Origin of the sequence: Halomonas sp. HMF6819 (genome assembly GCF_044335525.1) — a bacterium.
In the GTDB taxonomy this organism is placed as follows: Bacteria; Pseudomonadota; Gammaproteobacteria; order Pseudomonadales; family Halomonadaceae; genus Vreelandella.
Genome location: NZ_JBIQVY010000002.1, coordinates 723495 through 749442, shown reverse-complemented (window position 1 = coordinate 749442; position 25948 = coordinate 723495). Strand labels below are relative to the sequence as shown.

Here is a 25948-nt window from a genome sequence, read left to right as displayed (position 1 = left end):
TCGTCTGCTGGATTAGCGTCCTGCCAGCGCTTGGCGCAGCGAGCCGATGACGCTGTCGTAGCCGTTGGGGTCGCTTTTGCTGTGCGCATTGAAGATCGCGGAGCCGGCCACGAACGTATCCGCGCCGGCCTCCTTAATGGCCTGAATGTTGTCCACCTTGACGCCGCCGTCGACCTCCAAGCGAATCGGGTGCTGGGCGGCGTCGATGCGCGCGCGAGCTTCCTTGAGCTTGTCCAGCGTCGCCGGAATGAAGGACTGCCCGCCGAAGCCCGGGTTGACGCTCATCAGCAGCACCATGTCGATCTTGTCCATCACGTAATCCAGGTATGACAAAGGCGTGGCCGGGTTGAACACCAGCCCCGCCTTGCAGCCGGCGTCGCGAATTAGTTGAAGCGAGCGGTCGATATGCTCGGAGGCTTCCGGGTGGAACGTGATGTAGCTGGCGCCAGCCTCGATGAAATCACCGATCATGCGATCCACCGGCTTGACCATCAGGTGCACGTCGATGGGTGCGGTCACGCCGTGGTCTCTGAGCGCCTTGCACACCATCGGCCCGATGGTCAGGTTCGGCACGTAGTGGTTGTCCATGACGTCGAAGTGAACGATATCGGCGCCGGAGGCGAGCACGTTGTCGACCTCTTCCCCCAGGCGGGCGAAGTTGGCAGAGAGAATCGAAGGGGCGATGAGAAAGTCTTTCGCGGCGGTCATAAACGCTCCAAGGGCAAAGCGGGCGCGCCTCATAGGCGCTGACAAAGCGCGCATGATATCAGAGTCCGACGTCTGGAAGCCCGCCCGCTTAGCGGCGAGAGAACGATCATTATTCCCCAATCGAATATAAAGCCGGATTGTAATTCCCGAAACACAGGACTAACCTTGTCTTATCGCGAAAACGTCTATGGCCAGATCGACTCAACCGGTCTTCATGGACGCCGTGCTTGTATGATCGCTCGGCACCTCGCTCACTCCTGCTTATCCGCAAACAAAAGGAAAGATTCGATGCGCTTACCGCTTGCTCTCTCTGCTCCCTTCACCCGCACCGCGCTGGCCCTTGCGCTCGGCACCGCCGCCGCTGGCGCGACCGGTACCGCCATGGCCCAGGAGCGCGAGCTTCTGAACTCCTCCTACGATATCGCCCGTGAGCTGTTCGCCGCGATCAACCCGGATTTCGTCGAGTGGTGGCAAGAAGAGCACGATGAAGAGGTCAGCGTTAGCCAGTCCCACGGTGGCTCCTCCGCCCAGGCGCGCGCCATCATGCAGGGCCTTCGCGCCGACGTCGTAACCTTCAACCAGGTGACCGATGTCGACGTACTGGCCGACGCCGGGCTGGTCGACGAAGAGTGGCAGGACGCGTTCGACAACAACGCCTCTCCCTACTACTCCACCACGGCCTTTCTGGTGCGTAAGGACAACCCCAAGGGCATCGAGAGCTGGGATGACCTGGTTCAGGAGGACGTCGAGCTGGTGTTCCCCAACCCGAAAACCTCGGGCAACGCGCGCTACACCTACCTCGCAGCCTGGGGCTTCGCCGACCGTGAGTTCGACGGCGACGAAGAGCAGATTCAGGAGTTCATGCGCCAGCTTCTCGCCAACGTCGCGGTGTTCGACACCGGCGGTCGCGGCGCGACCACCAGCTTCATCGAGCGCGGCATTGGCGACGTGCTGATCAGCTTCGAGTCCGAAGTGAACAACATTCGCCGCGAGTACGGCAGCGACGACTACGAAGTCATCGTGCCGCCGATGAGCGTGCTGGCAGAGTTCCCGGTCGCGGTGGTCTCGGAAAACGCCGAGCGTAACGGCAACGAGGACCTCGCCCAGGGCTATCTCGAATACCTCTATACCGAAGAGGCCCAGCGCACGCTGGCCGGCTTCAACTACCGCGTTCACAACGACGCCGTAGTAGAAGAGTTCGCCGACGAGTTCCCGGAAACCGAGCTCTTCAACGTCGATGACGTGTTCGGCAGCTGGGACGAGATCATGGAGACGCACTTTGCAAGCGGCGGCATGCTCGACCAGCTTCAGCGTCGCTAACGGCTCGGCATGAAATCCTTGAGCTTTCGCCAATCCGGCAGCGCGCGCGTGCTGCCGGGTTTTGGTTTGTCCATGGGAATCAGCGTGCTGTTCATTTCGCTGGTGCTGCTTTTGCCCATTACCGGGCTGTTTGGCCAGCTGGCGGGGTTGAGCCTCGCCGAGTACTGGTCGATCGTTACGGAAGGCCGGGTGGTCGCAAGCTACATGGTGACCCTGGGCGCGGCGGCGGTGGCGGCACTGGTCAACGCGGCGTTCGGGCTGCTGTTGGCTTGGGTGCTGGTGCGCTACGAGTTTCCCGGCAAGCAGCTGTTGGACGCGCTGATGGATCTGCCCTTTGCGCTGCCCACGGCGGTTGCCGGCATTACGCTGGCCACGCTCTACGCCAGTAACGGCTGGATGGGTCGGCTGCTCGAGCCCTTGGGCTTTCAGGTGGCCTACACTTGGGTGGGCATCGCGCTTGCGATGGCGTTTACCAGCATCCCCTTCGTGGTGCGCACGGTGCAACCGGTGCTGGAAGATCTACCCGCAGAGATCGACGAGGCGGCGATGTCGCTCGGCGCTACCGACGGCGTCGCGTTTCGCCGGGTGATCATGCCGCACCTGTGGCCGGCGCTGGTCACTGGCACCGGGCTCGCCTTCGTGCGCTCGCTCGGCGAGTTCGGGGCAATCATTTTCATTGCCGGCAACATGCCTTATGAAACCGAAATCACCGCGCTGATGATCTTCGTGCGCCTGCAGGAGTACGACTACGCCGGCGCCTCGGCGATTGCATCAGTCGTGCTGTTTACCTCGCTTGCGCTTTTGCTCGCGATCAACGTTTGGCAGGGGCGCTTCGTTCGCCGCCTGCACGGAGGAAATAGCTGATGCGTCGCGTGGGAGACGCCCCGGCCGTACGCGGCCTGTTGATCCTTGCCGCGGTACTGCTGTCGGCGCTTTTTTTGCTGCTGCCGCTGGTCGCCATTTTCGCCCAAGCGCTTTCCAACGGCGTGATGGTGTTCTGGGAAAACGTCAGCAACGTTTATACCCTGCACGCCATCGGGCTGACGCTTCTGATCGCACTGATGACCATTCCGGTGTGCCTGGTATTCGGCGTCGCGCTTGCCTGGCTGGTTACCCGGTTTCGCTTTCCCGGCCGGCGGATTCTGCAAACGCTGATCGACATTCCCTTTGCGGTGTCGCCGGTGGTCGCGGGGCTCGTCTATCTACTGCTCTACGGGCGCAACGGCTGGATCGGAAACTTTCTGGATGGTTACGATATCCAGCTGATGTTCGCCTGGCCGGGGATTTTGATGGTCACCATCTTCGTCACCTGCCCGTTTGTGGCCCGCGAGCTGATTCCGCTGATGCAGGCTCAGGGCACTCGCGAAGAGGAAGCGGCGGTGACTCTCGGCGCCTCGGGCTGGACCGTCTTTCGCCGCGTCACGCTGCCGAACATCAAGTGGGCGCTGTTGTACGGCGTCATTTTGACCAACGCCCGAGCAGTGGGTGAGTTCGGCGCGGTGTCGGTGGTGTCCGGGGCGATTCGCGGCCAGACCAATACGCTGCCGCTGCATCTTGAACAGCTTTACCAGGATTACAACGCGGTCGGGGCGTTTTCCAGCGCGGCGCTGCTGGCGCTGATTGCGCTTTTGACGCTGGCGACCAAGGCCGCCCTTCAGCGGCGCGCCACCCGCCGGGAGGCCATTTTATGAGTATCGAGCTACACCATATCGCCAAGCACTTCGGCGCCACTCAGGCGCTCGAGCCGATCGACTTGAACATTCACGACGGCGAGCTGGTGGGTCTTCTGGGGCCGTCAGGCTCCGGCAAGACCACGCTTTTGCGCATCATCGCGGGGCTCGAAAGCGCCGACCGCTCGCCCACTCCGGGTAAAATCCTGTTCGGCGAGCGCGACGTGACCCACGTCCACGTGCGCGACCGGCGCATCGGCTTCGTCTTTCAGCACTACGCGCTGTTTCGCCACATGAGCGTGTTCGACAACGTCGCCTTTGGCCTTACCGTGATGCCGCGCAAGGATCGTCCGTCCAAAGGCGAGATTCGCGCGCGGGTCTTTCGGCTTCTGGAAATGGTCAAGCTCGAGCACTTCGCCAACCGTCTACCCGCCCAGCTCTCCGGCGGCCAACAGCAGCGGGTGTCGCTGGCACGGGCGCTGGCAGTCCAGCCCGACGTGCTGCTGTTGGATGAGCCCTTCGGGGCGCTGGACGCCAAGGTGCGTCAGGATCTTCGCCGGTGGCTACGCCGCCTGCACGAAGAGCTCGGCTTCACCAGCGTGTTCGTCACCCACGACCAGGAGGAGGCGCTGGAGCTTTCTGATCGCGTGGTGGTAATGAGTAACGGCCGCATCGAGCAGATCGATACGCCCGAGGCGCTCTATCGGGCGCCGAAAAACCGCTTCGTGTTCGAGTTTCTCGGCGACGTCAACCATCTGGAGGGCCGCGTCAAAAACGGCGTACTCACCTGCGGCGACGCCCAGCTCAAGGTCGATCTACCGGACGGCGACGAGGAGCTGCTGCTGCGCCCCCACGAGGTGCGCCTGGCGGAAACGTTCGAACCCGGCGTTCACCTACCGATGACGATCACCGCGTTTTCGCTGGTCGGCGCCGAGGTGCGCGTGGAGCTCGAAGCCGACTGGCTCGGCGCGCCCTGGCTTGCCACGGTACGCCACTCGGATTTCGAGCGTCTGAAGATTCATCGCGGACAGCGCCTTTACGCCCATCCAAGGCGCTGGCACCGCTTCAAGGACGAGGTGGTGAAGGCGAGCCAGCCCCACTAAACGAACGCGCCGCTGACGAGCGGCGCGTTCGCGTTTATCCAGCGCGCAGCTGACGAAAGGTCAGGTTCACCCGCGCATCGGTACACCGTTTGGTTTTGGGCAGGCTGTGCCACCAGTGGGTCTGGGTCGCGCCCCGCATGATCAGAAGGCTGCCGTGCTCAAGCAAAAGAGAGATACGCTCGCCGCTCGCCTTGTGCTTGAACGAAAAACGCCGCTCGCCGCCAAGCGTCAGCGAGGCGATAACGCCCTGCTCGGCAAGCTCGCTCTCGTCGTCGCTGTGCCAGCCCATGCCCTCCTCGCCGCTGTGGTACAGGTTGCACAGGCAGGAATTAAAGCGCGCCCTACTTGCCCTCTCTACCCGCTCTTTCAGCCCCTGCAACAGCGCCGGCCAAACCTGTGCCCGTTTGGTCTGGCCCGAATAGGTGTAGGTGGCCGGCGCGTCGGCGTACCAGGCGACCTTGCGCCGGGTGGTGATGTCACGGCCGAACATCACCACCCGCTCGTGGGCCCAGTCGAGCTCCAGCATGCAGCGCGTGAAGTAAGCACTCGCCTCGCACTCATCGAGCACCGGGCCAAGGTAGAACGCCTCGCCGTCACGGGGCAGCAGATTGGCCGGCGGCGGGTCGAAAAGCGCCTCTTGCTCCATAAAAAATCTCCAGAAACGTGGCCTTGGGTTTGCATGTACCCGACGCGCGAGCGCAGGCTATACTGGCCTTTTTAACCATTGCGGAGAAACACCATGCTTCGGCGTCATTTTCTAACGCTCACCACGGCGCTTGTCGCAGGCGCTTGGCTTACAGCCTGCGCCAGCCCCCAGTACCTTCAGCTAAGTCCGGAGCGTACCGCCGAGGTTCCCAAGGCGGGCTCGGGGCAGCAGGTTAGCGTTGCGGCGGTCGATGCCCGTGAAAGCGAAGTGATCGGCACCCGCGCCGGCGGCAGCATGTCCACCGCCCAGATCACGGTCAACAGCCACGAGCTGGTGCCCAGGCTTCAGGCGGAAGCCGAGCGTGCGGTGCGCGAAATGGGCTTCAACCCGACCAGCAGCCCGGTGCAAAACGCCCCGAGCCTGACCCTGGAGCTTGCAAGCCTGCACTACGGCCAGGGCGACAGCGGGCAGCCCTTGGTCGACGAGGCGCGCATCGAGGCAGTTTTTCGCGCCATCGCGCAAAACCGCGGCACCACCTACACCGGCACCTATACCTCACGGCGCACCCAAGGCTACGCCATCAAGCCCGGTGAGGCGACCAACACGCGCATGATCAACGATTTGCTCAGCGACGGCATGAACCGCGCGTTCAGCGACCCGGAGCTTGCAAGGCTTCTGGCCCGCTAACCGCGCTGCTACCTGAAGGCGCGGGTCACGCTGGCCCGCGCCGCTTGAGCGCCCATACCTGCTCGCTGACGCCGCGCACATCGCCGTCACTCTGCTCCAGCAGCGTGAGCGCAAAGTTGGGCGACAAAAGCCGTCGAACTTCCTCTTCGGCCACGCTGTAGGGCGGGCCCTCTTCACCGTTTTCGTGGGTCACGCTGATCAAGAGCCCCGCCGCTCCGGGCGGCAGAAGCTGCGCCAAATGAAACGCGTAGCGCGCTCGGGTGGCTGGGGGCAGCGCGATCAGCGCGGCGCGGTCGTAAAACGCGTCAAGTTGCGAGGCCTGGCGTCGGGTGAGATGGAAAAAATCGCCGCACCAGAGCTCGACACTGGCCTGGCGGGCGATGTCGAACCCGGCCTGGCGGTAGCGCGATACTCCGAGCGGGCGCTGCTCCAAAAACTGCACTACCGCTTCCGGGGCGAGTTCGATGCCGAGTACCGCATGGCCGCGCTCGGCAAGCCAGCGCATGTCCAGGCTTTTACCGCATAGAGGTACCAGCACTTTGGCGTTTTGGGCGACGTTCAAATCCGGCCAGTGTCGAACCAGCGACGGGTGGGTCGTCGATTGGTGAAAGCCGATGCGCCCTTCTTGCCAGCGCTTGCGCCACGCGTTCTCCATCGCTACCTCTTGGCTGGGCGCTTAAAACCAGCGGTCGCGTTTTTTACGCCGGCGCGGCAGGTGCGGCACGATCAGCCCCACCAGAAGCCCGGCCCCGGCCACGCCGCCGCCGTACATGAAGTAGCGCATCAAAAGATCCTCTTCCTGGGTATCCAGGCGGGCCTCCAGCGCGCGCACCTGCTGGCGAGACTGGTCGGTGACGCTTTCGAGCTCCTGGTTGCGCGCCTCAAGCTCGGTAATGCGCTGCTCGCGTATCTCGAGCGTTTCGCGCATCGAGGAGACGCGCTCCTCCCACGTATCGTTGATACCGTCGAGTTCCTGGGTAAGTTCATCGACCTGATCTTCGAGTTCGGGCAACTGTTCGCGGGCGCTCTGGGTTTGCTGCAACTCGTCGCTGAGCACCCATACGGCGTCGCCGCCGCTGCCGCGTACGCGGGTGTAATCGCCGCTCTCTTCGAGCACCTCGACCTCTTCGCCGGCGTTGAGCGTGCCCACGATGCGGTAACCGTCGGTGGGGCCGCTGCGCACGAAGGTGCTGAGCTCTTCGCTGACCCAGGCCTGACTATCGCTTTGAGCGAGGGCCTGCGAGCTTGCCGCCCCCATCAATAAACCGGCACTCGCCAAACAACCCATGAAACGAGACTTTTTTACTTGCATGACTAACATCCTGATCAAAAAACACGTACGTCGGGCATCGTTGCTCAAAGGCACGCCCGTACGCTTACCTTTCTCCGCGAGGTGGCAGCGGGAAGGGACGAGTAAATTCCGCGACGCGGCTATCGCTTTTGACGACTTTCAGCGGGCCTTCACGCTCGACCTCGTCGATCCGCACGATGGCGTTAAGCGGCAGATAGCTTCGCTTGACGCCCTCGAAGGTGCGCTGCAGTTTTTCCGCACCGGGGTCGACCACCACCCGAGAAACATCGTCAAAGACAAACTCCTCGACTTCAATAAAGCCCCAGAGTTCGCTTTGAAAGATCTCTCTGACGTATAAATCCCACACTTCACCCTGCTGGTGAACCACTACCCGATAGATTGGCTTGGGCGCCATTCTGGCGTCGTCCTCTTGGCGTTTGAAGGTCAAAAATTCGATCCTAGACTATCATAACTCTGGGCCTGCCCTTTACTGCCGCGTGCACGTTTTATGCGTTACTGCCCATTTTCAGGGCGGCGGCTCGGGTATTTATTGGGTGACCGAGGGTGTATGGTGGCGTTAATGCAGGCGGTTTTTTCCCCACAGGAGTTACCAGCATGGAAAAGGATTCGAGCAAGGGGTATATCGCCCTACTGGGTTGGAGCCTGAACGCCATCGAAGCGGCGGAGAAGTTCGACCGCCGCTATATCGTGGTCGCCCCGGACTGGGCCGAAGAGTATTGCCAGCAGCACAACATCCCCCACGTGGCGTGGAACTTCGAGCGGCTGAACGACCGCTCGCTCGAAATTGCCGAAACCCTGAAAGAGAAAGGCGTCGACGTCGCCATCCCGCTGTTCGAAGAGACCGTGGAGTGGGCCGGCGCGATCAATTCGCTGCTGCTCGACAACCCTCGCCTTTATGGCCAGTCGCTTCTGCTACGCGATAAAGCCTTGATGAAGCGCCGGGCACAGCTGGGTGGCATTCGCGTGGGCATTTTCGAAGAGGCCCACGACAAGGAAGACGTCATCCGCTTTTTGAAGCGCGTCAACCAAACCCTGTTGAAGCTCGACGGTGACCCCAACGACCCGATTCACCTCAAGGCTTTCGACAAGGCGGGCTGTCTTGGTCACCGTGTGATTCGCACCCCGGATGAAATCGATTCGATTCCGGAAGAGGAGTTCCCGGTATTGATGGAGTCGCACCTGGACGGCTGGGAGTTCGCCGTCGAGGCGTGGATTCATAACGGCAAGATCGCGTTTTTGAACATCTCCGAGTACGTGACCTTGGGCTACTCGGTGTTCGTACCCGCCTCACCGGAGCTTGAGAAATACCGCGAACAGATCACCCAACAGATCGAGAAGCTCATCAGGACCTTCGACATCGAGTTCGGCTTGATCCACCCGGAGTACTTCGTCACCAGCGACGGCGAGATGTACTTTGGCGAAGTCGCCTATCGCCCGCCGGGCTTCAAGGTGTTCGAACTGCTCGAGCGGGTCTACGGCTTCAACGCCTACCAGGCCTCGATGCTGGTATTCGATCCCAAAACCACACCGGAAGAAGTCGCCGAATTCTTTCCCAAGGAAGTGGTCGATGCCGACGGCTTCGCCGGCTGCTTCGGCGTTTACCCCCGCCGGCGCGTAGTTAGCCGCCTGGAGATTCCGGAAGAGACCGAGGACCACCCCTACTTCGAGTCACACGAGCTTACCTCGCCGGTCGAGGAAACGGTCACCAAGCGCACCGCTTTCGGCACCCACTGGGGTCTTATTTACTTTCGCGGCGACGACGCCCACACGCTTCGCGATCTGCTGAAACATCAGGAAGACCTCGACTTCTATGTATAATCCCCGCGACTGCAGGGAAAAGGAGTCGCTGTGACGACCGCCGATGATCAAACCCCGTCCCCTCAGCTGAGGGGACTTTTGGAAAAGCTGGACGACGCGCTTAAAAGGCTCGAGGACTCTCCCGGCTTCGCCCGCCCCGACAAGCTCCCCCGCGTTCTGGATACCGCCCGGCGTGTACTGCTGCAACCAGGCGGCTGCCAGGCCTGCGAGGCGCGCGCCGCGGCGCTTGAATCCGCCGCCGTGTTCGAAGGCTCCGACTGGGAAACCCCGCAGTATCTCCAGCCCGCCCTGGCCGCCTTTTCGCTCACAAGTGCCAACGCCCACGCCCTGGTCATCGAGGCGCTCAGCGAGCTGCGTCTTCTGGCTGTGGCCAGGGGCGAGCTCGATCATCCGCTGATCACCCAGGAGCAGGCGCACCAGCACCTCACCCAGGTCATGGCGCTCAACCTGACGCTGCTGTTCGGCGCGCCGTCGGAAGCCGAACGTGAAACCCAGGGAAGACTGGCGACGATTCCGCGCGCGCTTTTTCAGCACTTGGCCGAGCGAATCGGCTATGAGCACGTTATCGACCGGCTGATCGACGAAATCTGGCGCATTCTTCAGCAGCGCCCGGTGCAGGTCGACGGCATCAAGCAGATGATTACCCGCATCGCGCTGTGCCAGGCCGACCCATCGATCGATCTCGGCGCAAGCGGCCAGGGCGCCGACCGGCTGGTCAGTTCCCTGTTCGGCCCCACCCAGGCTTGCCGCGAGGATCCAGGCGTCGAGGTGTTTCAGACGCGGCTGGCCAGCATGGACAGCGCCGCGCTGCAGGCCGAAGCCACCGGCTTTGCTCGCGCCATGCACGACACCGGGCTGGTATCGCCCTACCACGCCGTGCTAATGCGCTTTTGTCTCGATGAAAGCGATTACCTGATCAGCGAAGCGCTGGGGCTCTCTTCCACCGGGCGGGACTGTCTGCTGTGCTACCGCGAGCTGGTCCACGCCCTGATTCGCGAAAGCGTCTATCCGGCGACCGCTCAGGGGGTGTACGGCCTTGCGCTGATGCTCGAGCGCGGCATTCTCTATCAGCCACCGGTGGCCCCGGCAATGTGGCGCCAGCTCAATCTGGCGCTTTCGGCGCCGGCAAACGCTCGGCTGAGCGCGACCTACGGCGACGAGGTAAGCCCGCACGCGCGGCTCATGGAAGGCGTGCTTTGCCTTTTGGGGCTACCGCTGGGCGTGGGCCAAGGCAACAATCCGACCTGCCAGTCGGCACGGGCGCTTTCGATGTGGGCCTACAACGACCCGGACTACCTGCTGCAGATGGTGGCTTGGGCGACGCGAGACGATGAGATCATCATGCACTTCGAAGGCCAGCCGATCTCGTCCAGAGAGAGCGGCGCGGGCGTGGCCACCTCTATTCCCATGGACCTGGACCCGGTCTCGCTGATCGTGGTGCCGCACCTGGATCGCATCTACGCCGAGATGGGGCGCCGCTGTATCGGGCGCGAAGGCGACCCACACCGCTGGGTGAATCCGGAGTTCCACGGGTGGTGGTCCGGGCGCGGGTTTCGTATCAACGTCGATGTACAAAGCGGCCGGCTTTTCGAGGTCGAACGCTTCATTCGCCACTTCTACGCCAGCTACCATCCGTTCTACAACGGCAACCAGCCGCTGATTCACCCCCAGCCCGCGGGCATCGCCGTCACCGACAGCGCCGGGCGCTTCGTGGGCTGGCACGCCATCACCATTCTGCGCGCCTCGCTCGACCCCACGGATACCATGCGCGTCTACTTCTTCAATCCCAACAATGACAGCGGCCAGGACTGGGGCGACGGCGTGCGCGTGAGCACCGCCGGGTTTGGCGAGCGTTTCGGCGAGGCCTCGCTGCCGTTCGAGCAGTTCGTCTCGCGCCTTTATATCTATCACCACGATCCGCTGGAGCGCGGTGAGCCGGCCACGGTCTCAAAGGACGCACTCGAGCGGGTCACGGGCTACCTGCACCGAAGCTGGGGCGAGGCGCGCCTGCCTGAACTTGAACGCTAAAAGCCACTCATCCAACCGCTAGTGAACCGTTTACTACCCCCGATATGATGCGACTCGACCAGCTGCTGGCGACCCTGGGCCTCGCCAGCTCCCGCACCCGCGCCCAGCGCCTGATCAAAAACGGCCGGGTTCGCCTTGAAGACGGCACCCCGCTGACCCGCGCCTCCCAACCCTGGCCGCCCGAAACGCGCTTTGTCATCGACGACGACCCGGAAGAGCGCTACGTCTCCCGGGCCGGGCTCAAGCTCGAAGGCGTGCTCAAAACGCTTGAGCTGCGCCTGGACGACCTTGGGGTACTCGATATCGGCCAGTCCACCGGCGGCTTCACCGACTGCGCCCTGCGCTTTGGTGCGCGCCACGTAATCGGCGTGGAGGTCGGCCACGGCCAGCTCGACCCGGCGCTTCGCGCGGATGCGCGGGTGCGCTGTCTGGAAGGATTGAACGCCCGAGCGATGAGCACCTCGCAAGCGCTTCTGGAGGCGCTGTCAGAGCAGCCGATCAGCGTCGCGGTCATGGACGTCTCGTTCATCTCGCAAACGCTGATCATCCCGGAGATTGCGGCGCTGCTACCGCCGGGCGGCCGGCTGCTGTCGCTGGTGAAGCCGCAGTTCGAGCTCGACCCCGGGGCGCTCGACAAGCGCGGCGTGGTGCAGAACGCAAGGCGTTTTGCCGAGGTCGAGCGGCGTATTCGCCGGTGCTGCGAAGAAAGTGGCCTTTCAATCAGCCACTGGCAGGAGAGCCCGATCACCGGCGGCGACGGCAATCGGGAGTTTTTGCTGTTGGCGAGCAGAACCTGAACGAGCAAGGCGTGAGCGGATAAAACGCGCGCTAGCCCGTCGAAGGCGGCAGCGCATTGGCCGACTGCACCTTGACCGCCTCGTTTTCGTCGCGATGCAGCCACACGTCCATCTGCTCGAAAGCGACCCTAATGCCCGCCTCGCGAAACAGCGCGTCGACCCGGCAGTTCACTTCGTCGGCGGCGAAGAGCCGGTCGAGCAAGTCGTTGACGAAGATGCGCAGCTCGAAATTCAGGCTGTGCGGCCCGTAGCTTACGCAGAATACCTGAGGCTCCGGGTCGGTCAGAATGCGCGCGTTTTCATCGGCGGCCTGGCGTAAAAGCGTGTGAACCCGCGCCAGATCCGAGCCGTGGGAGACGCCATAGGTCAACACGACCCGCGTGACGTTGTCGGAAAGCGACCAGTTGATGAGCTGGTCGGTGACGAAGGTCTTGTTGGGAATGATGATTTCCTTGCGATCGAAATCTGTGACCGTCGTGGCGCGAATTCGAATTCGGCTGACGGTGCCGTGTAGGTTCCCAAGCGTGATGGTGTCGCCGATGCGGATCGGGCGCTCGAACAAAATGATCAACCCCGAAATGAAGTTGGCGAAGATCTCCTGTAGCCCGAAGCCGAGCCCGACGCTGAGCGCGGCCACCAGCCACTGCAGCTTGTCCCAGGAGACGCCCAGGGTGGCCAGCGCCATGACCACACCGGTGCCGACGATGGTATAGGAGAGAAGCGAGGTGATCGCGTAGGCGCTGCCCTGCTTGAGCGAAAGCCTGGAGAGCACCATCACCTCCAAAAGCCCGGGCAGGTTGCTCGCCATGATGAAGGTCACCGCCACCACGAAGAGCGCGGTGAACAGATCCGCGATCGACAGCGTATTGCCGACGATATCACCCTCTTCGGCGTCCCACAGCGACACCTGATCCAGATAGCCCAGCACCGAGAGAAGATCCGACCACACCAGGTACAAAAGCGTCATGAAGCCAATCAACAGAATCAGCTTGGACAAGCGCAGCGACTGGCTGTTGATCTGGTGCATGTCCAGCGGCGGCTCCTCGACCACCTCGAGCCCGCCCTCAGCGCCCTCCTGCACTTGGGCGCGGCGGCGCGCCAGCGCCCGGCGGTAGGCTAGCCGGCGGGCCGCCACGGCCAAACTTCGCACCACGGTGGCTTCGACGATGATCCAAAGCCCGAGAATGTAGATCGTCATGGCAAAGCGCCCGACCAGGCGAAGCGCGGTGTACTCGAACCCCCAGGCCACCAGGCTGAACAGCACCAGCGGCACCGCGGCGATGGAAAGCCCTAACAGCAGCCGAAAAAGGCGCACGCCGAAAAACGGCACGTGGGCGAGAATCAGCTGAGCCAGCCACCAGCTCATCGCCGCCAGCGCGACAAACAGCAGCGAAAGCGCGATGGGGCGCTGGATCAGCGGCGTCTGCATCGGCTCGGAGATCGTCGCGATCACCAGTACCAGCGACAGCATCAGCCCAAGCCCGCCCAGGAGCCTGCGAAGCCGAGCGCTGTAGCCCGCCGACCAGGTGAAGTGGCGCTCGGCCACGCCATCCGGCACCAGAAGCCTTCGCCCCCAGGCGATCGCCCCCCAGCTCAGGGCCAGCTGTAAAAAAGCCATCGACAGGCTTTGAAGCGCCGTGCCCTCGGTGGTTTTGAGTCCCAAACCGACGCCGGCGAGCACCAGCGGGCCGGGGATGGCGAGCAGCGCGTTGAGCAGCACCGCCTTGGGCGTATGGCCTTGGGTGTCGCTTTTGAGCCGGCCGATCTGCGAGTGAAGAAGCGCCAGCCGCGCCTTGATGCGCGCTCTCAGCGAGATCAAAAGCAGGCTGATCAGCATCAGCGGCGCGCCGCTGAACACCTGCCACGAAAGCCCCTGCCAGCGGGTGGGCAAAAGGTTTCGCCACTCGCCTTCACGCCACTCGATGCGCAGATTTTGCGGCAGCTGGTGCAGCCAGGCGAGATCCAGCGGGCGGCTGCTCGCGACCCAGAAAAGCTGTTCGTCGATGGTCGAGCGCAGCGTGCGCGAGATTTCCAGCAGCTGCTGCTGGTTGAGCTGCAGCTCGATGGCCGCGCTCAAAAGCTCACCGTAGGCCTGTTCGAGCTGCTCGACGAGCTCGCGCCGGGACTGGTAGAGTCTTGAAAGAGAATCGATGAGCCCGGCGGTGACGTCGACCCCGGCCTCCTCCAAACGCTGATTGGCCAGCCGCTCCCCCTGTCTGAGCTGGTCGCGCTGGCGCACCAGGTCGAACTGCTTAAGGCGCAGGTCGGCGATTTCGTCCTGTAGATCGCGCCGGGGGGCGATACTGGGCAAGGATTGGCGCTGCTCGACCAGAATGCGCGAGAGCAGCTGGCTGCCGCGGATGGCGTCAAGCTGCTCGTTGAGGCTTCGCTGGAGCTGGCGCACGTGATCGAGCTGGCGCTGCGCCTCGATGTTTTCACGCACGATGCCGTTGGCGCGGTCGGTGGCTCTTAAAAGCTCGAGACTCAAGGTCTGGTTGATCTGCTGTGCGCGCAGCACCACCGGGTGCCCTTCGGCCACCAGCGGGTCCTCGCGGGCGGCATCGGCGATCGCCTGTTCCGAGGCGAGCCGGCGCTGGCGGTCGATAACGCCCTGGAGCAGATTGAGCTGCTGCTCCTTCTCATCGATCTGCATCGACAACAGATCACGGCGGCGCTGGGCCAGCTCACGCAGGCGGCTGTTGGCGCTGAGTTCGCGCTGGTTGAGGCTGATTTCGCGCTCGGCCAGCGCCCGGCCCAAGCGAAGCTGAATCAGCTCGGCATCGCTTTGCGCCGAGAGCTGGCGGTCGTCGAGCAGCGCCTCGCGCTGGTCGAGGTCGCGGCGCAGGCGCTCGCTTCGCTGCAGCGCCTCGGAAATGGCCTGCTGAGCGCGCTCGGGGAGGGTCTGGGCGGCCAGCAGCTGGGAGTTGGCGTCGGCAAGCTGCGCCTGAAGCTGCTGCAGTGCGGCCACGGCGTCGGCCTGGCGGCTTTCCAGCCGCGATAGCGCCATGTCGCTCAGGTCTTCGGCGCTGAGCGCCTGACGCGCCTGCTCGGCCTCGTCGAGCTCGCGCTCCAGACGCGCAAGCGTCGAGGGCGCATCGTCGGTGCGCTGCTCGAGGGTGGCCAAACGCTCCTCCATCGTCTCGAGGCGCTCATAAGCGTCCAGCGCGGCTTGCAGCGACTGACGATCGCTTGCCTGCTGAGTGCTTAACTCCCCCTCCGTCGCCTCGAGCTGGTCAATACGTTCGCTGAGTTCTTCCTTCGGAGGAACGCCTTCGACCTCGACCGCCCAGGCGCTGGTACCCAAGGCGAATAACAGCGCCATCAGCGCCAACCACCCTACCCATCTCCCTACCGCACGTTTCATCTCGTCGCGTCGCTCCGCTGACAGATCGCCCGCCATGGCGGGAAAGGGCGCCATTGTCCTGGGTAATGCGTACTTTCGCAATCATCGCTAGTTGACTTAAACGCCAAGGCTGTATAGAAAGCCCTGTTAACTCACTCCTTCACCTCGCGAGCCTCTTTTCATGGTCAATAAACACCGGTTGTTTGCAGCACTTTTCGTGCTCGTTGGCGCCTCACCGCTCGCGCCGAGTGCTTGGGCGCAGCAGTCGCCTGACGAGATCGAGGCGCGCATTCGCGCGCTCAACGTCGAGCTCTATCAACTGCGCCAGCAGCTTCAACAGGTGGAAGCCCCCGAGGATCGCGCCGCCGGCATCGAGCCCGAGCAGCAGCCGGAAGAAGCCGCGCTGGAAGACTTGAGTGAGAGGCGCATGCTCGAGCAGGAGTCGACGCGCAACCCCTTTGCGATCACCACGCACCGGACCAACTATCTTTTCCCGGTCAGCTACAACGCCAACACGAACACACAGGACTTTCGTGAAATCACCGACGAGGGCGGCCCGGACAACGTCGAGGTCAAGTTTCAATTCAGCGCCAAATTCAACCTGGTGCAAGACCTGTTTGGCGATGTAGGCGATATCTACTTTGGCTACACCCAAAGAAGCTGGTGGCAGGCGTATAACACCGAGGCCTCCTCCCCTTTCCGGGAAACTAACTACGAGCCGGAAATTTTCATCGACTTCGATAACGCTTGGACAGCGCTTGGGTGGGTCAACACTCGCAACCGGATCTCGTTCAACCACCAGTCCAACGGCCGCTCGGACCCGCTTTCGCGTAGCTGGAACCGCTTCTACCTGGAGAGCACTTTCCAGCGCGGTGACTGGGCGCTGACGCTTGCTCCCCACTGGCGCGTACCGGAGTCGGAAAGCAGCGACGACAACCCGGATATCGAGCGCTTCATGGGTTACGGCGACATACGTTTGGCCAAGCGTTTGAACCATAATCACGAGATCGCCGGGCAGCTTCGCGGTAATCCATCGGCAGGCAACTACGGCACGCAAATCGACTACAGCTGGCCGGCGTTCACCAACCTACGCGCGCACCTGCAGTACTATTACGGTTACGGCGAGAGCATGATCGACTACGACAACCGGGTCCACCGGCTGAGCATCGGTTTTAGCCTGAACCCCATGTTTAGCGCCACCGGGCTCGACCGTTAGGCGAGGTTGTCTATTCGGTAAGGGCTGCTATGCTGATAGCGGTTATCGTTTCATTCATACGTCAAAGGAAGACATCATGGCCAAGCGTAATTCCGACAGTTCAGCACGTGCCGACCAGCTCAAAAACGACCTTCGCTACCTGAGCGAAACCGTCGAAGAGCTGGTTAGCGCCACCTCCAAGGATGCCAGCGGTGAAATGCGCGGCCTTCGCGAGCGCGCCGAGCGTCGTTTGAAAGAGACCCGCTCGCGTCTGGAAAGTGCTGGCGAGCATCTTTACGAAGATACCCGCGAGTCGCTCACCAACCAGGTTGATTGCTGCGACCGCTACGTTCGCGAAAACCCCTGGACCAGCATGGGTATTGGTGCCGCCGCGGGTCTGGTAGCCGGACTGCTGCTCGGTCGTCGCTAATGGCCTTGGGTCCTACCCAACGCGTATTCTCTGCCGTCAAACGCCTGCTGGGCTCACTGGTTGCTAACAGTGAAACCCGCCTACGTTTGGCGGTTTTAGAACTTGAAGAGGAACGCGCACGTTTACTGGTACTTTTTCTGCTGGCAGGCGCGAGCCTGCTTTTGCTTTTGCTGGGCGTGGCCACGTTAACGGCGCTGGTCATTATCCTGTTCTGGGATACTTACCGCATCACGGCGATCGTTTTCAGCGCCGGCGTTCTGATTTTCTTGAGCCTGCTTTTCGCCCTGATCGCCTACCGTCAGGCCAAAAGCCATACGCTTTTGAAAGAGACGCTCAAGCAGCTGGCAGCCGACCGGGCGCTTTTGGAGGCCAACCAGTATGACAACCCCGACCAACACCGCTAAACCCAGCCGTGCCGAGCGCAAGGCAGCGCTGTTACTGGAACTCGAGCAGCAGCGCGTCGATATCCTGGTTGATAGCGACTATCTCTTAAACGCCGCTCAGCCGCTCGAAAATAGCCTCAAAAGCTTCAAGCTGCCGCTCTTTGCCATTGGCGGCATTGCCGCGTGGCGTTTGGTTCGCCACCCGGGGGGCGCCATGGCCGCCGGACGCAAGGCGCTGGCAGGCTACATGCTGTTTCGCAAGTTCAAACTGCTGGCCAAGATCGCGACCTAAAGGTTTCGGTTGGAGCTTTCCAAAACGCGCGCCTCGGCGCGCGTTTTCGTATCCAGCCTATACCGAAAGCGATTAAAGCGCTTGGGCGCAGGCCACCCCGCTCGCCCAGGCCCACTGAAAGTTGTAGCCGCCAAGGCGCCCGGTAACGTCCAGCACTTCGCCAATGAAGCGAAGCTGGGGCAGCCCCTTCACCTCGAAGGTTTTCGAGGAAATCGCGTCGGTATCGACCCCGCCCATGGTCACCTCCGCGGTACGCCATCCTTCAGTACCAGAGGGTTTCAACGTCCAGCCATTGAGTCGCTCGGCCCAGGTATCAACGACCTCATTGGAAACCTGCGCCAGCGGTATTTGCGTCTGCCCTTCGGGGTACCACTCGATCAGCGCTTGGGCCAAACGTTTGGGGAAGTGCTCGCCAAGCCAGGTCGACAGCAGCCGTTTGGGCGTTTCCTGGCGCGCCGTCAGGAGTAACTCCCGGGCCTCGCTGTGAGGCAGCAAATCAATGGTGAGCGCTTCGCCGGGCTCCCACACGCTCGAGATTTGCAGCATCGATGGCCCGGAAAGCCCCCGATGGGTAAAGAGCAGCGGCTCTTCGAAACGGTAGCCGCCGTGGTGCACGGCCACCGGCACGCTCACACCGGAAAGGGCGCTGGCACGCGCCTTCCAGGTATCGCTGAGGGTGAGCGGCACGAGCCCTGGCCGGGTGGGCAGCACCTCAAGCCCGAACTGGCGGGCAAGCTCATAGCCAAAGCCGCTGGCCCCCAGGGTGGGAATCGAAAGCCCGCCGGTCGCCACTACCAGCATGCCCGCGTCGATTTTCCCGCGGGAGGTTTGAAGGCGCATGGCCTCGCCACAGCGCTCGACGCGCTCGATGCGGGTGTTGAGCGATACCTCGGCGCTGGCCCACTCGCACTCGGTCAACAGTAGGCGAACCATCTCTTTCGCGGAGTCGGCGCAAAAGAGCTGGCCCGGGGCCTTCTCGACGTACTCCAACCCGTGGCGCTCGACCAGCTCGACGAAGTGCTCCGGGCGGTAGCGCTTGAGCGCCGAGATGCAAAAGTGCGGGTTTTGCGAGTAAAAGTGGTGAGGCGCGGTATCCATGTTGGTAAAGTTACAGCGACCGCCCCCGGACATCAGGATCTTCTTGCCCGCCTTGTTGGCATGGTCCAGCACCAGCACGCGCTTGCCGGCGTAGCCGGCCTGGGCGGCACACATGAGACCCGCCGCACCCGCGCCGATGATCACGACATCAAACACCATACCCGATATCCTCGAACCTGCAGAAAGTCGGCCATTCTATCAGGTATGAAGCGCTTTATTGTGCCAGCTCCTGTTTCGGTCAGCGCGGCGAAAGCGTTGCATTAAACGCCGCGCTGATCGACCCTGCGCTGCACCGCACCCGAGTTGACACGGCCCCTGACCGAGACCCGTATGCCTGCCCATAACCGCTTTATCGCACTGCTCTCAAGCGTCATTATCATGCTTGCCCTCGCACCGCCGGCCTTCGCCCAGCCGCTGCCGACCGTCATTGGCCGCTACGCCGAGGCGGGCAGTTGGTCAGACCCGCTCGAGGCGCTGGGAACGCTCAGCGCCGATGAAAGCGTGACGCTCGCCGCCACGGTGACCGAGCGCATCGCCGAGATCAACTTCGACGACGGTGAACAGGTCGAGCGGGGAAGGCTTTTGATTCGCCTTGACGATGCCGAGGAGCAGGCGCTTTTACGCGCCGCCCAGGCGCTCGGGGCCGAACGCGAAAACGCCTTGAATCGTGCCACGCAGCTGCAAAACCGAAACCTCGCCGCCCGTGCCGACGTCGAGGATAGCCAGGCGCGGCAGGATCAGGCCCAGGCCCAGGTGCAGGCGATCGAGGCGCAGCTCAAGGACTACCGGCTGCACGCGCCTTTCAGCGGCCGGGTCGGGCTGAGAGACTTGAGCGTCGGCGCGCTGGTCACGCCAGGCATGGCGCTGGCCACCCTCGACAAGCTCGACGTCATGAAGCTCGACTTCAGCGTGCCGGAGGTGTTTCTCGGGCGCCTCTCGTCGGGGCTCGAGCTCAGCGCCACCACCGCCGCCTACCCGGAGGAGGTGTTTGGCGGCGACATCGCAAGCATCGGCACGCGCATCGACCCGGTCACCCGCAGCGTCGACGTCCGCGCCCTGCTCGACAACCCAGGGCTGCGCCTTCGCCCGGGGATGCTGATGGAGGTCACCGTGCGCCAGCGCCCGCGCGAGGCGATCATCGTACCCGAAGCGGCGCTGGAGCCCAGCGGCGATCGTCACTACGTCATGCTGGTCCACGAAGACGGCGACACCCACCGCCTGGAGCGGCGTCAGATCACGATCGGCGAGCGCCGCGTTGGCGAAGTGGAAGTGCTGGAAGGCCTCGACGCAACCGATCTGGTCGTGGTTCACGGGCTACAGCTCGCCCGCGATGAGCTTGAAGTGCGCCTGCTCGGCGTCGTCGATGACGATACCGGCGTGCGCGAGCTTCTGGAGGCGGATCGAGGATGAAGCTTTCGGACATCTCGGTTCAGCGCCCGGTACTGGCACTGGTCATTGCCGCGCTGATCATCGCTTTCGGCGTGCTGGCGCTGGACCGGCTGCCGCTGCAGGAGTACCCCACCGTCGATCCGCCGATCGTGAGTATCGATACCCGCTACCCCGGCGCCTCGGCAAGCGTCGTCGAAACGCGCATCACCCAGGTGCTCGAGGACCGTATCGCCGGCGTCGAAGGCATCGAGCTGATCACTTCGCAAAGCGAAGATGGGCGCTCGCGCATCGAGATCGAATTCGCGATCACCATGAATATCGACGCCGCGGCCAACGATATTCGCGACCGCATCTCCGGGGCACTGAGAAACCTTCCCGATGACGCCGACGCCCCGGAAGTCACCAAGGCGGACAGCAGCGAAGAGATCGTGGTGTGGCTGAGCCTTTCCGGCGCCGAGTACTCGATCACCGAACTCACCGACTACGCCAACCGCCAGTTGGTCGATAGCCTCTCGGTACAGCCAGGCGTCGCCCGCATCCGCGTGGGCGGCGGGCGCGACTACGCCATGCGCGTCTGGCTCGACCGCAACGCCCTGGCGGCCCGGGGGCTAACGGTGGGCGATATCGAGGACGCCCTGCGCGCCGAAAACGTCGAGCTGCCCGCCGGCTCGCTCGAATCCGACGACCGCCAGTTCATCGTGCGCCTGCCGCGCGCCTTTGCCACCGCCGAGGACTTTCAGCGCCTGGCGCTGGATCAGGGCGAGAGCGGCTATCTGGTGCGCCTGAGCGACGTTGCCCGCGTCGAGGTGGGCTCGGTGGAGGATCGCTCGGTCTTTCGCGCCAACGGCGTGCCCATGGTCGGCCTGGGCGTGATCATGCAGTCCACCGCCAACGTGCTGGCGCTGTCCGAAGCGGTGCAGGACGAGCTTGAACGGCTGCAGCACACCCTGCCGGACGGCATGACGCTCGAGCTCAACTACGACGCCTCGCTGTTCGTCGCCGGCGCCATCGACCAGGTGGTCTCGACGCTGTTCATCGCCATGGCGCTGGTGGTCGTGGTCATCTTTCTGTTTTTGGGCAACCTTCGCACGACGCTCGTGCCCGCCGTCACCGTGCCCATCGCGGTGATCGGTGCCTTCACGGCGCTGTCGGTCATGGGCTTTTCGATCAATCTGCTCACACTCCTGGCGCTGGTGCTCGCCATCGGCCTGATCGTCGACGACGCCATCGTGGTGCTTGAGAACATCAACCGGCGCATGTTCGAGTACGGCGAGACGCCGCTGGTCGCCGCCTACCGCGGCACCCGCCAGATCGGCTTTGCGGTGATCGCCACGACCCTGGTGCTGGTCGCGGTGTTCGTGCCCTTGAGCATGCTCCAGGGCGATATCGGCCGGCTGTTCTCCGAGTTCGCTCTGACCATGGCCGCCGCGGTGGTGTTCTCGACGCTTTTGGCACTGACGCTCACGCCGATGATGGCCTCGAAAATCCTCAAGCCCGGCATGCACGACAGCCGCATCGGCCGCGGCGTGCAGCGGCTTCTAAGCGCCACCCAGCGCCTTTACCGGCGCGTGCTGCTGCTGACGCTCAAACTGCGCTGGCTGGTGGTGGCGCTGTTTTTACTGTTGATCGCCGCCACCGTCTGGCTTGCCTCCCTTCTTCCAAGCGAATACACCCCCCAGGAGGATCGCGGCAACTTCATCGTGCTGGTCAACGGCCCGGAAGGCGCCACTTTCGATTACATGATGGACTACATGGACGAGATCGAGGCGCGACTCGACCCGTTTCTGCAAAGCGGCGAGTTCGAGCGCGTCGTGGCTCGTGCACCGCGCGGCTTTGGCAACATCGAAAACTTCAACAGCGGCTTTTTGATCATCGACATGGCGGACTGGGGCACGCGGCGAGACGCTTGGGAGATCATGAGTGAGGTGCGCGCCACCCTTTCCACGCTTCCCGGCGTGCAGGCGTTTCCGGTAATGCGCCAGGGGTTTGGCCAGCGCACCCAGAAGCCGCTGCAGTTCGTGCTCGGCGGCGGCTCTTATGAAGAGATCGCCGGCTGGCGCGATACGCTACTGGAGCACGTGCGCCGCGACAACCCGCGTCTGACGGCGCTTGAAAGCGACTACGACGAAACCCAGCCCCAGCTTCGCGTGGAAATCGACTACGCCCGCGCCGCAAGTCTCGGCGTGACGGTCAGTGAGATCGGCCGCACGCTCGAGGTGCTGCTTGGCGGGCGCAACGTGACCCGCTACGTAGACGACGGCGAAGAGTACGATGTGATCGTCGAAGGCGACCGGGCGCGGCAAAACAGCCCTCGCGCGCTGGACAACATCCAGGTACGCTCGCGCCGAAGCAATCAGCTGATTCCGCTCTCGAGCCTGGTGACGCTCTCCGACTTCGCCGGGGCCAGCACGCTCAACCGCTTCGACCGCGTGCGCTCGATCACCATCGAGGCGAACCTGGCCGATGGCTACACCCTGGGCGAGGCGATTACCTACCTGCAACAGGCCGCCGATGAGCTGCTGCCCGAAGCGGCCCAAACCGACCTGGCCGGGCCCTCGCGAGACTACCAGGCGGCCAGCGGCGCCACGACCTTTCTACTGGTGCTCGGCGCGGTGGTGGTGTTTTTGGTGCTGGCGGCGCAGTTCGAGAGTCTGGTGCATCCGCTGGTGATCATGCTGACCGTGCCCTTGGCCATGAGCGGCGCGCTGCTTGCCCTGCTGCTCACCGGGCAGTCGCTGAACATCTACAGCCAGGTAGGGCTGGTGCTTTTGATCGGCCTGGCGGCGAAAAACGGTATTCTGATCGTCGAGTTCGCCAACCAGCTACGCGACGAAGGCGCGGCGTTTCGAGAGGCGCTCGTGGAGGCCTCGGTCACCCGCCTTCGCCCCATTCTGATGACCGCGATCACTACCATGGCCGGTGCAGTGCCGCTGATTCTCTCGACGGGGCCGGGGGCGGAGTCGCGCCTGGTCATCGGCACGGTGATTATAGCCGGCGTCGGGGCGGCCACGCTGTTTACGCTACTGGTCGTGCCGGTCGCTTACGATCTGCTCGCCCGCCACACCGGCTCGCCCAACGCGGTCAAGCGCCGCCTGGAGGCGGAGATTGCCGCCGCCGATCGGCGCAGCTAGTGGCTACCAGGTCGCAGCCACAAAAAAGGCGCCGAGTGGCGCCTTTTTCGATCACACTTCAACGTTTAGCCACAGTCGCCGACGCGCTCGCCTTCGATGGTGGTGTCCATGGTGAGTGCGCCCATCGGGGATTCGGTCAGAATCGTGACGGTGCCGTCGATCTGCTCGCCCATGAAGCTCATTTCACCGTCGATGGTCGCCTGGCCGCCGTCGGCGCTGCAGGCCATGCTGTAGGAGAGGCCGTCGGCGTTCATTTCCTGGCTTAAAAGCTCGCAACCCTGCTCTTCTTCGATCAGACCGAATTCGGCGCTGTCGAGCTCTTCCTGGGTGATGCACTGACGCTCGGTTTCGGTTTGATCCGGAATATCCATATCGCCGCTAACGCTCGTCACGCTCACGAACTCCCACTCGCCCGGCGTTACGTTCGGCGTCTCTGCCAGAGCCGTCATCGGGAGGGCCAGCGCGGCCGCCACTGCCATGTAACGTTTCATCATCGTTGTCTCACCTGTTGATCGAAAAACCGCCGGCCTATCCTACCTGATTCTGGACACCGACGCCCACCCGGGCTCTGCTACACTGAATCCACCCTTGTTTTGCACGCCTCACCTTTTGGGAGAGACCCTCATGGACGACGAAGCGCTCATCGAACACGATTTCGACTGCCCCTACTGCGCCACGGCGCTGACCTTCATCATCGACACGTCTCAGGGTAGCCACACCACTTGGGAGGATTGCCACCGCTGCTGCGCACCGATCCAGGTGCAGGTCGTCATGTCACCGATGACCGGCGAGATCGAGGCGATCACCACCGGGCGCGACGACGACGTGCTCTGATCGCCCCCCTACTCGCCGCCCAGGGCCTGGCGATTCAGCATTAGGCGGCGCTTTTCGCTTCGGCGCATGATGAACCAGGCCAGCAGCGTAGCGATCGCCACGATCAAAATGATCAGCGTGGCCAGCGCGTTGATCTTCGGCGACACGCCAAGGCGCACCGATGAAAACACCACCATCGGCAGCGTATTCGCCCCTGGCCCGGAAACGAAGCTTGCGATCACCAGGTCATCGAGGGACAGCGTAAAGGCCAGAAGCCACCCGGCGACCAGCGCCGGCGAGATGACCGGCAGCGTGATACTAAAAAAGGTCTTCAGCGGCGGTGAGCCCAAATCCATCGCCGCCTCCTCGATCGAGCGGTCCATTTCGCGAAGGCGCGCGGCCACCACTACCGCAACGTAGGCGCTACAAAACGTGGTGTGGGCGATCCAGATCGTCGCCATGCCGCGATCCGCCGGCCAGCCGGTGAGCTGAGCCATCTGCACGAATAGCAGTAAAAGCGAAAGCCCGGTGATCACCTCCGGCATGACCAGCGGCGCGGTCACCATGCTCGAAAGCGCGGTCTTGCCGCGAAAGTGGCCAAACCGGGTCATCACGAAGGCCGCGACGGTGCCCAGACACACCGCCATGCTGGCGGCGAAAAAGGCGATTTTAAGACTCGTCCATACCGCTTCTAGAATCTGGCGATCCTCGAACAGCGCCCCGTACCACTGGGTAGAGAACCCGGCCCACACCGTGACCAGTCGTGAGGAGTTGAACGAATAGACCACCAGCACGGCCATCGGCAAATAGAGAAACAATAGCCCGACGATCAACATGAGTGTCGTAAACGAAGGAACGCGCGGCTTGAACCTCATTTTTCGAGCTCCCGGGACTGATAGCGGTGAAACCAGACGATGGGCACGAGCAGCAGTAGCAGCATCACCATCGCCAGCGCCGAGGCGGTCGGCCAGTCGCGGTTAAGGAAGAACTCCTCCCACAACACCTTGCCGATCATCAGCGTATCCGGCCCGCCGAGAAGCTCGGGGATCACGAACTCCCCCACCGCCGGGATGAACACCAGCATCGACCCGGCGATGATTCCGCCCATGGAGAGCGGCAGCGTCACCTTGATAAAGGTATTGAACCTGCGCGAGCCCAGATCCGCCGCCGCTTCCAGCAGCGCGTTATCGAGACGCGTGAGATGGGCGTAAAGCGGCAGCACCATGAAGGGCAGGTAGGCGTAGACGATACCCAACACCACGGCAAAGCGGGTGTTCATCATTCGAAGCGGCGACTCGATCACGCCAAGCCCAAGCAGCAGGTTGTTGATCAGCCCGCTGTTGCTCAAAATGCCCATCCAGGCGTAAACGCGGATGAGAAACGACGTCCAAGAGGGCAGCATTACCAATAGCACCAGCACCAGCTGCCAGCGAAGCGGCGCCCGCGCCATGGCGTAGGCCATCGGGTAGCCCAGCAAGAGGCACGCAACGGTCGAGATGAACGCCGTCTTGATCGACCCCCAGTACGCCGCGGCGTAAAGCGAATCGGACAGCAAAAACAGGTAGTTGCCCAGGTTGAGAAACACGTGCAGAAACTGATCGCTGTACTCGATCAGCGGGCTAAACGGCGGAATCGCCACCACCGACTCCGCCAGGCTGATTTTCAGCACCAGTGCAAAGGGCAATAAAAAGAACAGCGTCAGCCATAAAAGCGGCAGCGCGATGACCGCGCGGCGGCCAAGCTTCAGGCGCTTCAAACGCGCCGCGAACTCAAACGACTTCATCA

General features: G+C 62.9%; 25 protein-coding genes. 15 read left to right on the top strand and 10 right to left on the bottom strand.

Annotated features, from left to right (window positions below):
• Positions 1 to 12: 12 nt before the first annotated feature.
• Positions 13 to 708, bottom strand: coding sequence for a ribulose-phosphate 3-epimerase (gene rpe / locus ACGLWX_RS09435; protein WP_396239202.1), 696 nt, complete (start codon positions 706 to 708; stop codon positions 13 to 15).
• A gap of 288 nt (positions 709 to 996) precedes the next feature.
• Between rpe and cysP the strand changes: the two genes are divergently transcribed.
• From cysP to ACGLWX_RS09415, 4 genes are read left to right on the top strand one after another with little or no spacing between them, the layout of a single operon-like run.
• Positions 997 to 2028 (top strand): thiosulfate ABC transporter substrate-binding protein CysP, encoded by a 1032-nt coding sequence (gene cysP / locus ACGLWX_RS09430; RefSeq protein WP_396239200.1) that lies wholly within the window; start codon positions 997 to 999, stop codon positions 2026 to 2028.
• Between the two features lie 9 nt (positions 2029 to 2037).
• Positions 2038 to 2892 (top strand): sulfate ABC transporter permease subunit CysT, encoded by an 855-nt coding sequence (gene cysT / locus ACGLWX_RS09425; protein ID WP_396239198.1) that lies wholly within the window; start codon positions 2038 to 2040, stop codon positions 2890 to 2892.
• Positions 2892 to 3719, top strand: coding sequence for a sulfate ABC transporter permease subunit CysW (gene cysW, locus ACGLWX_RS09420; protein ID WP_396239196.1), 828 nt, complete (start codon positions 2892 to 2894; stop codon positions 3717 to 3719). The genes cysT and cysW overlap by 1 nt, the downstream gene beginning before the upstream one ends.
• Positions 3716 to 4801: a sulfate/molybdate ABC transporter ATP-binding protein gene (locus ACGLWX_RS09415; RefSeq protein ID WP_396239194.1), complete on the top strand. Its 1086-nt coding sequence runs from the start codon at positions 3716 to 3718 to the stop codon at positions 4799 to 4801. Before cysW ends, ACGLWX_RS09415 begins: the two co-directional genes overlap by 4 nt.
• Positions 4802 to 4835: 34 nt before the next feature.
• Here ACGLWX_RS09415 and ACGLWX_RS09410 read toward each other — a convergent pair whose 3' ends face one another.
• Positions 4836 to 5447 (bottom strand): alpha-ketoglutarate-dependent dioxygenase AlkB family protein, encoded by a 612-nt coding sequence (locus ACGLWX_RS09410; RefSeq protein WP_396239192.1) that lies wholly within the window; start codon positions 5445 to 5447, stop codon positions 4836 to 4838.
• Between the two features lie 93 nt (positions 5448 to 5540).
• On the opposite strand from ACGLWX_RS09410, the gene ACGLWX_RS09405 reads away from it, so the two are divergent.
• Complete coding sequence (locus tag ACGLWX_RS09405) at positions 5541 to 6134, top strand: YajG family lipoprotein (protein WP_396239190.1); 594 nt, start codon at positions 5541 to 5543, stop codon at positions 6132 to 6134.
• A gap of 25 nt (positions 6135 to 6159) precedes the next feature.
• On the opposite strand, the gene tmpT is transcribed toward ACGLWX_RS09405, so the two are convergent.
• The 3 genes from tmpT to ACGLWX_RS09390 all read right to left on the bottom strand — a co-directional run bounded on the left by tmpT (position 6160) and on the right by ACGLWX_RS09390 (position 7840).
• Positions 6160 to 6789, bottom strand: a complete 630-nt coding sequence (gene tmpT / locus ACGLWX_RS09400) for a thiopurine S-methyltransferase (RefSeq protein ID WP_396239188.1) — start codon at positions 6787 to 6789, stop codon at positions 6160 to 6162.
• A 21-nt stretch (positions 6790 to 6810) separates the two neighbouring features.
• Positions 6811 to 7446, bottom strand: a complete 636-nt coding sequence (locus ACGLWX_RS09395) for a TIGR04211 family SH3 domain-containing protein (protein ID WP_396239186.1) — start codon at positions 7444 to 7446, stop codon at positions 6811 to 6813.
• A 64-nt stretch (positions 7447 to 7510) separates the two neighbouring features.
• Positions 7511 to 7840, bottom strand: coding sequence for a DUF1820 family protein (locus ACGLWX_RS09390; RefSeq protein ID WP_252109111.1), 330 nt, complete (start codon positions 7838 to 7840; stop codon positions 7511 to 7513).
• A 200-nt stretch (positions 7841 to 8040) separates the two neighbouring features.
• Between ACGLWX_RS09390 and ACGLWX_RS09385 the strand changes: the two genes are divergently transcribed.
• The 3 genes from ACGLWX_RS09385 to ACGLWX_RS09375 are packed head-to-tail and all read left to right on the top strand — an operon-like array spanning position 8041 to position 12089.
• Positions 8041 to 9264: an acetyl-CoA carboxylase biotin carboxylase subunit family protein gene (locus ACGLWX_RS09385; RefSeq protein ID WP_396239184.1), complete on the top strand. Its 1224-nt coding sequence runs from the start codon at positions 8041 to 8043 to the stop codon at positions 9262 to 9264.
• A 30-nt stretch (positions 9265 to 9294) separates the two neighbouring features.
• Positions 9295 to 11292, top strand: coding sequence for a hypothetical protein (locus ACGLWX_RS09380; protein WP_396239183.1), 1998 nt, complete (start codon positions 9295 to 9297; stop codon positions 11290 to 11292).
• Between the two features lie 44 nt (positions 11293 to 11336).
• Positions 11337 to 12089 carry a TlyA family RNA methyltransferase gene (locus tag ACGLWX_RS09375; protein ID WP_396239181.1) on the top strand — a complete coding sequence of 251 codons (753 nt, stop codon included), beginning with the start codon at positions 11337 to 11339 and terminating at the stop codon, positions 12087 to 12089.
• A gap of 31 nt (positions 12090 to 12120) precedes the next feature.
• On the opposite strand, the gene mscK is transcribed toward ACGLWX_RS09375, so the two are convergent.
• On the bottom strand, positions 12121 to 15411 hold the full coding sequence (gene mscK / locus ACGLWX_RS09370; protein ID WP_396239444.1) for a mechanosensitive channel MscK: 3291 nt from the start codon (positions 15409 to 15411) through the stop codon (positions 12121 to 12123).
• 202 nt (positions 15412 to 15613) lie between these two features.
• Between mscK and ACGLWX_RS09365 the strand changes: the two genes are divergently transcribed.
• The 4 genes from ACGLWX_RS09365 (at position 15614) to ACGLWX_RS09350 (ending at position 17732) form a co-directional block, all read left to right on the top strand.
• Entirely contained in the window at positions 15614 to 16648 is a 1035-nt protein-coding gene (locus ACGLWX_RS09365) for a phospholipase A (protein WP_396239179.1), read from the top strand.
• A 76-nt stretch (positions 16649 to 16724) separates the two neighbouring features.
• Positions 16725 to 17057, top strand: a complete 333-nt coding sequence (locus tag ACGLWX_RS09360) for a YqjD family protein (RefSeq protein ID WP_396239177.1) — start codon at positions 16725 to 16727, stop codon at positions 17055 to 17057.
• Positions 17057 to 17461 (top strand): phage holin family protein, encoded by a 405-nt coding sequence (locus ACGLWX_RS09355; RefSeq protein WP_252109117.1) that lies wholly within the window; start codon positions 17057 to 17059, stop codon positions 17459 to 17461. Before ACGLWX_RS09360 ends, ACGLWX_RS09355 begins: the two co-directional genes overlap by 1 nt.
• Positions 17436 to 17732 carry a YqjK family protein gene (locus ACGLWX_RS09350; RefSeq protein ID WP_252109118.1) on the top strand — a complete coding sequence of 99 codons (297 nt, stop codon included), beginning with the start codon at positions 17436 to 17438 and terminating at the stop codon, positions 17730 to 17732. The genes ACGLWX_RS09355 and ACGLWX_RS09350 overlap by 26 nt, the downstream gene beginning before the upstream one ends.
• Positions 17733 to 17804: 72 nt before the next feature.
• On the opposite strand, the gene ACGLWX_RS09345 is transcribed toward ACGLWX_RS09350, so the two are convergent.
• Complete coding sequence (locus tag ACGLWX_RS09345) at positions 17805 to 18989, bottom strand: NAD(P)/FAD-dependent oxidoreductase (RefSeq protein WP_396239175.1); 1185 nt, start codon at positions 18987 to 18989, stop codon at positions 17805 to 17807.
• A gap of 171 nt (positions 18990 to 19160) precedes the next feature.
• On the opposite strand from ACGLWX_RS09345, the gene ACGLWX_RS09340 reads away from it, so the two are divergent.
• Both ACGLWX_RS09340 and ACGLWX_RS09335 read left to right on the top strand, forming a co-directional pair.
• Complete coding sequence (locus ACGLWX_RS09340) at positions 19161 to 20240, top strand: efflux RND transporter periplasmic adaptor subunit (protein ID WP_396239173.1); 1080 nt, start codon at positions 19161 to 19163, stop codon at positions 20238 to 20240.
• Complete coding sequence (locus ACGLWX_RS09335; protein WP_396239171.1) at positions 20237 to 23350, top strand: efflux RND transporter permease subunit; 3114 nt, start codon at positions 20237 to 20239, stop codon at positions 23348 to 23350. The genes ACGLWX_RS09340 and ACGLWX_RS09335 overlap by 4 nt, the downstream gene beginning before the upstream one ends.
• Before the next feature lie 65 nt (positions 23351 to 23415).
• Here ACGLWX_RS09335 and ACGLWX_RS09330 read toward each other — a convergent pair whose 3' ends face one another.
• Positions 23416 to 23844 carry a DUF3617 domain-containing protein gene (locus ACGLWX_RS09330; protein WP_396239169.1) on the bottom strand — a complete coding sequence of 143 codons (429 nt, stop codon included), beginning with the start codon at positions 23842 to 23844 and terminating at the stop codon, positions 23416 to 23418.
• 130 nt (positions 23845 to 23974) lie between these two features.
• On the opposite strand from ACGLWX_RS09330, the gene ACGLWX_RS09325 reads away from it, so the two are divergent.
• The gene (locus ACGLWX_RS09325; protein WP_252109123.1) at positions 23975 to 24184 is read left to right on the top strand and encodes a CPXCG motif-containing cysteine-rich protein; all 210 of its coding nucleotides are present in this window, start codon (positions 23975 to 23977) and stop codon (positions 24182 to 24184) included.
• 8 nt (positions 24185 to 24192) lie between these two features.
• On the opposite strand, the gene ACGLWX_RS09320 is transcribed toward ACGLWX_RS09325, so the two are convergent.
• Both ACGLWX_RS09320 and ACGLWX_RS09315 read right to left on the bottom strand, forming a co-directional pair.
• Positions 24193 to 25038 carry an ABC transporter permease subunit gene (locus ACGLWX_RS09320; RefSeq protein WP_396239167.1) on the bottom strand — a complete coding sequence of 282 codons (846 nt, stop codon included), beginning with the start codon at positions 25036 to 25038 and terminating at the stop codon, positions 24193 to 24195.
• Positions 25035 to 25946 (bottom strand): ABC transporter permease subunit, encoded by a 912-nt coding sequence (locus ACGLWX_RS09315; RefSeq protein WP_396239165.1) that lies wholly within the window; start codon positions 25944 to 25946, stop codon positions 25035 to 25037. The genes ACGLWX_RS09320 and ACGLWX_RS09315 overlap by 4 nt, the downstream gene beginning before the upstream one ends.
• Positions 25947 to 25948: the final 2 nt, after the last annotated feature.

Coding starts and splice junctions, on each gene's coding strand:
- ACGLWX_RS09395 (WP_396239186.1), bottom strand. CDS start 7,446: ATGCAAGTAAAAAAGTCTCGTTTCATGGGTTGTTTGGCGAGTGCCGGT.
- ACGLWX_RS09410 (WP_396239192.1), bottom strand. CDS start 5,447: ATGGAGCAAGAGGCGCTTTTCGACCCGCCGCCGGCCAATCTGCTGCCC.
- ACGLWX_RS09390 (WP_252109111.1), bottom strand. CDS start 7,840: ATGGCGCCCAAGCCAATCTATCGGGTAGTGGTTCACCAGCAGGGTGAA.
- ACGLWX_RS09340 (WP_396239173.1), top strand. CDS start 19,161: ATGCCTGCCCATAACCGCTTTATCGCACTGCTCTCAAGCGTCATTATC.
- cysT (WP_396239198.1), top strand. CDS start 2,038: ATGAAATCCTTGAGCTTTCGCCAATCCGGCAGCGCGCGCGTGCTGCCG.
- ACGLWX_RS09385 (WP_396239184.1), top strand. CDS start 8,041: ATGGAAAAGGATTCGAGCAAGGGGTATATCGCCCTACTGGGTTGGAGC.
- ACGLWX_RS09355 (WP_252109117.1), top strand. CDS start 17,057: ATGGCCTTGGGTCCTACCCAACGCGTATTCTCTGCCGTCAAACGCCTG.
- ACGLWX_RS09375 (WP_396239181.1), top strand. CDS start 11,337: ATGATGCGACTCGACCAGCTGCTGGCGACCCTGGGCCTCGCCAGCTCC.
- ACGLWX_RS09405 (WP_396239190.1), top strand. CDS start 5,541: ATGCTTCGGCGTCATTTTCTAACGCTCACCACGGCGCTTGTCGCAGGC.
- cysW (WP_396239196.1), top strand. CDS start 2,892: ATGCGTCGCGTGGGAGACGCCCCGGCCGTACGCGGCCTGTTGATCCTT.
- ACGLWX_RS09345 (WP_396239175.1), bottom strand. CDS start 18,989: ATGGTGTTTGATGTCGTGATCATCGGCGCGGGTGCGGCGGGTCTCATG.
- ACGLWX_RS09360 (WP_396239177.1), top strand. CDS start 16,725: ATGGCCAAGCGTAATTCCGACAGTTCAGCACGTGCCGACCAGCTCAAA.
- mscK (WP_396239444.1), bottom strand. CDS start 15,411: ATGGCGCTGTTATTCGCCTTGGGTACCAGCGCCTGGGCGGTCGAGGTC.
- tmpT (WP_396239188.1), bottom strand. CDS start 6,789: ATGGAGAACGCGTGGCGCAAGCGCTGGCAAGAAGGGCGCATCGGCTTT.
- ACGLWX_RS09415 (WP_396239194.1), top strand. CDS start 3,716: ATGAGTATCGAGCTACACCATATCGCCAAGCACTTCGGCGCCACTCAG.
- rpe (WP_396239202.1), bottom strand. CDS start 708: ATGACCGCCGCGAAAGACTTTCTCATCGCCCCTTCGATTCTCTCTGCC.
- ACGLWX_RS09350 (WP_252109118.1), top strand. CDS start 17,436: ATGACAACCCCGACCAACACCGCTAAACCCAGCCGTGCCGAGCGCAAG.
- ACGLWX_RS09335 (WP_396239171.1), top strand. CDS start 20,237: ATGAAGCTTTCGGACATCTCGGTTCAGCGCCCGGTACTGGCACTGGTC.
- ACGLWX_RS09330 (WP_396239169.1), bottom strand. CDS start 23,844: ATGATGAAACGTTACATGGCAGTGGCGGCCGCGCTGGCCCTCCCGATG.
- ACGLWX_RS09325 (WP_252109123.1), top strand. CDS start 23,975: ATGGACGACGAAGCGCTCATCGAACACGATTTCGACTGCCCCTACTGC.
- cysP (WP_396239200.1), top strand. CDS start 997: ATGCGCTTACCGCTTGCTCTCTCTGCTCCCTTCACCCGCACCGCGCTG.
- ACGLWX_RS09320 (WP_396239167.1), bottom strand. CDS start 25,038: ATGAGGTTCAAGCCGCGCGTTCCTTCGTTTACGACACTCATGTTGATC.
- ACGLWX_RS09365 (WP_396239179.1), top strand. CDS start 15,614: ATGGTCAATAAACACCGGTTGTTTGCAGCACTTTTCGTGCTCGTTGGC.
- ACGLWX_RS09315 (WP_396239165.1), bottom strand. CDS start 25,946: ATGAAGTCGTTTGAGTTCGCGGCGCGTTTGAAGCGCCTGAAGCTTGGC.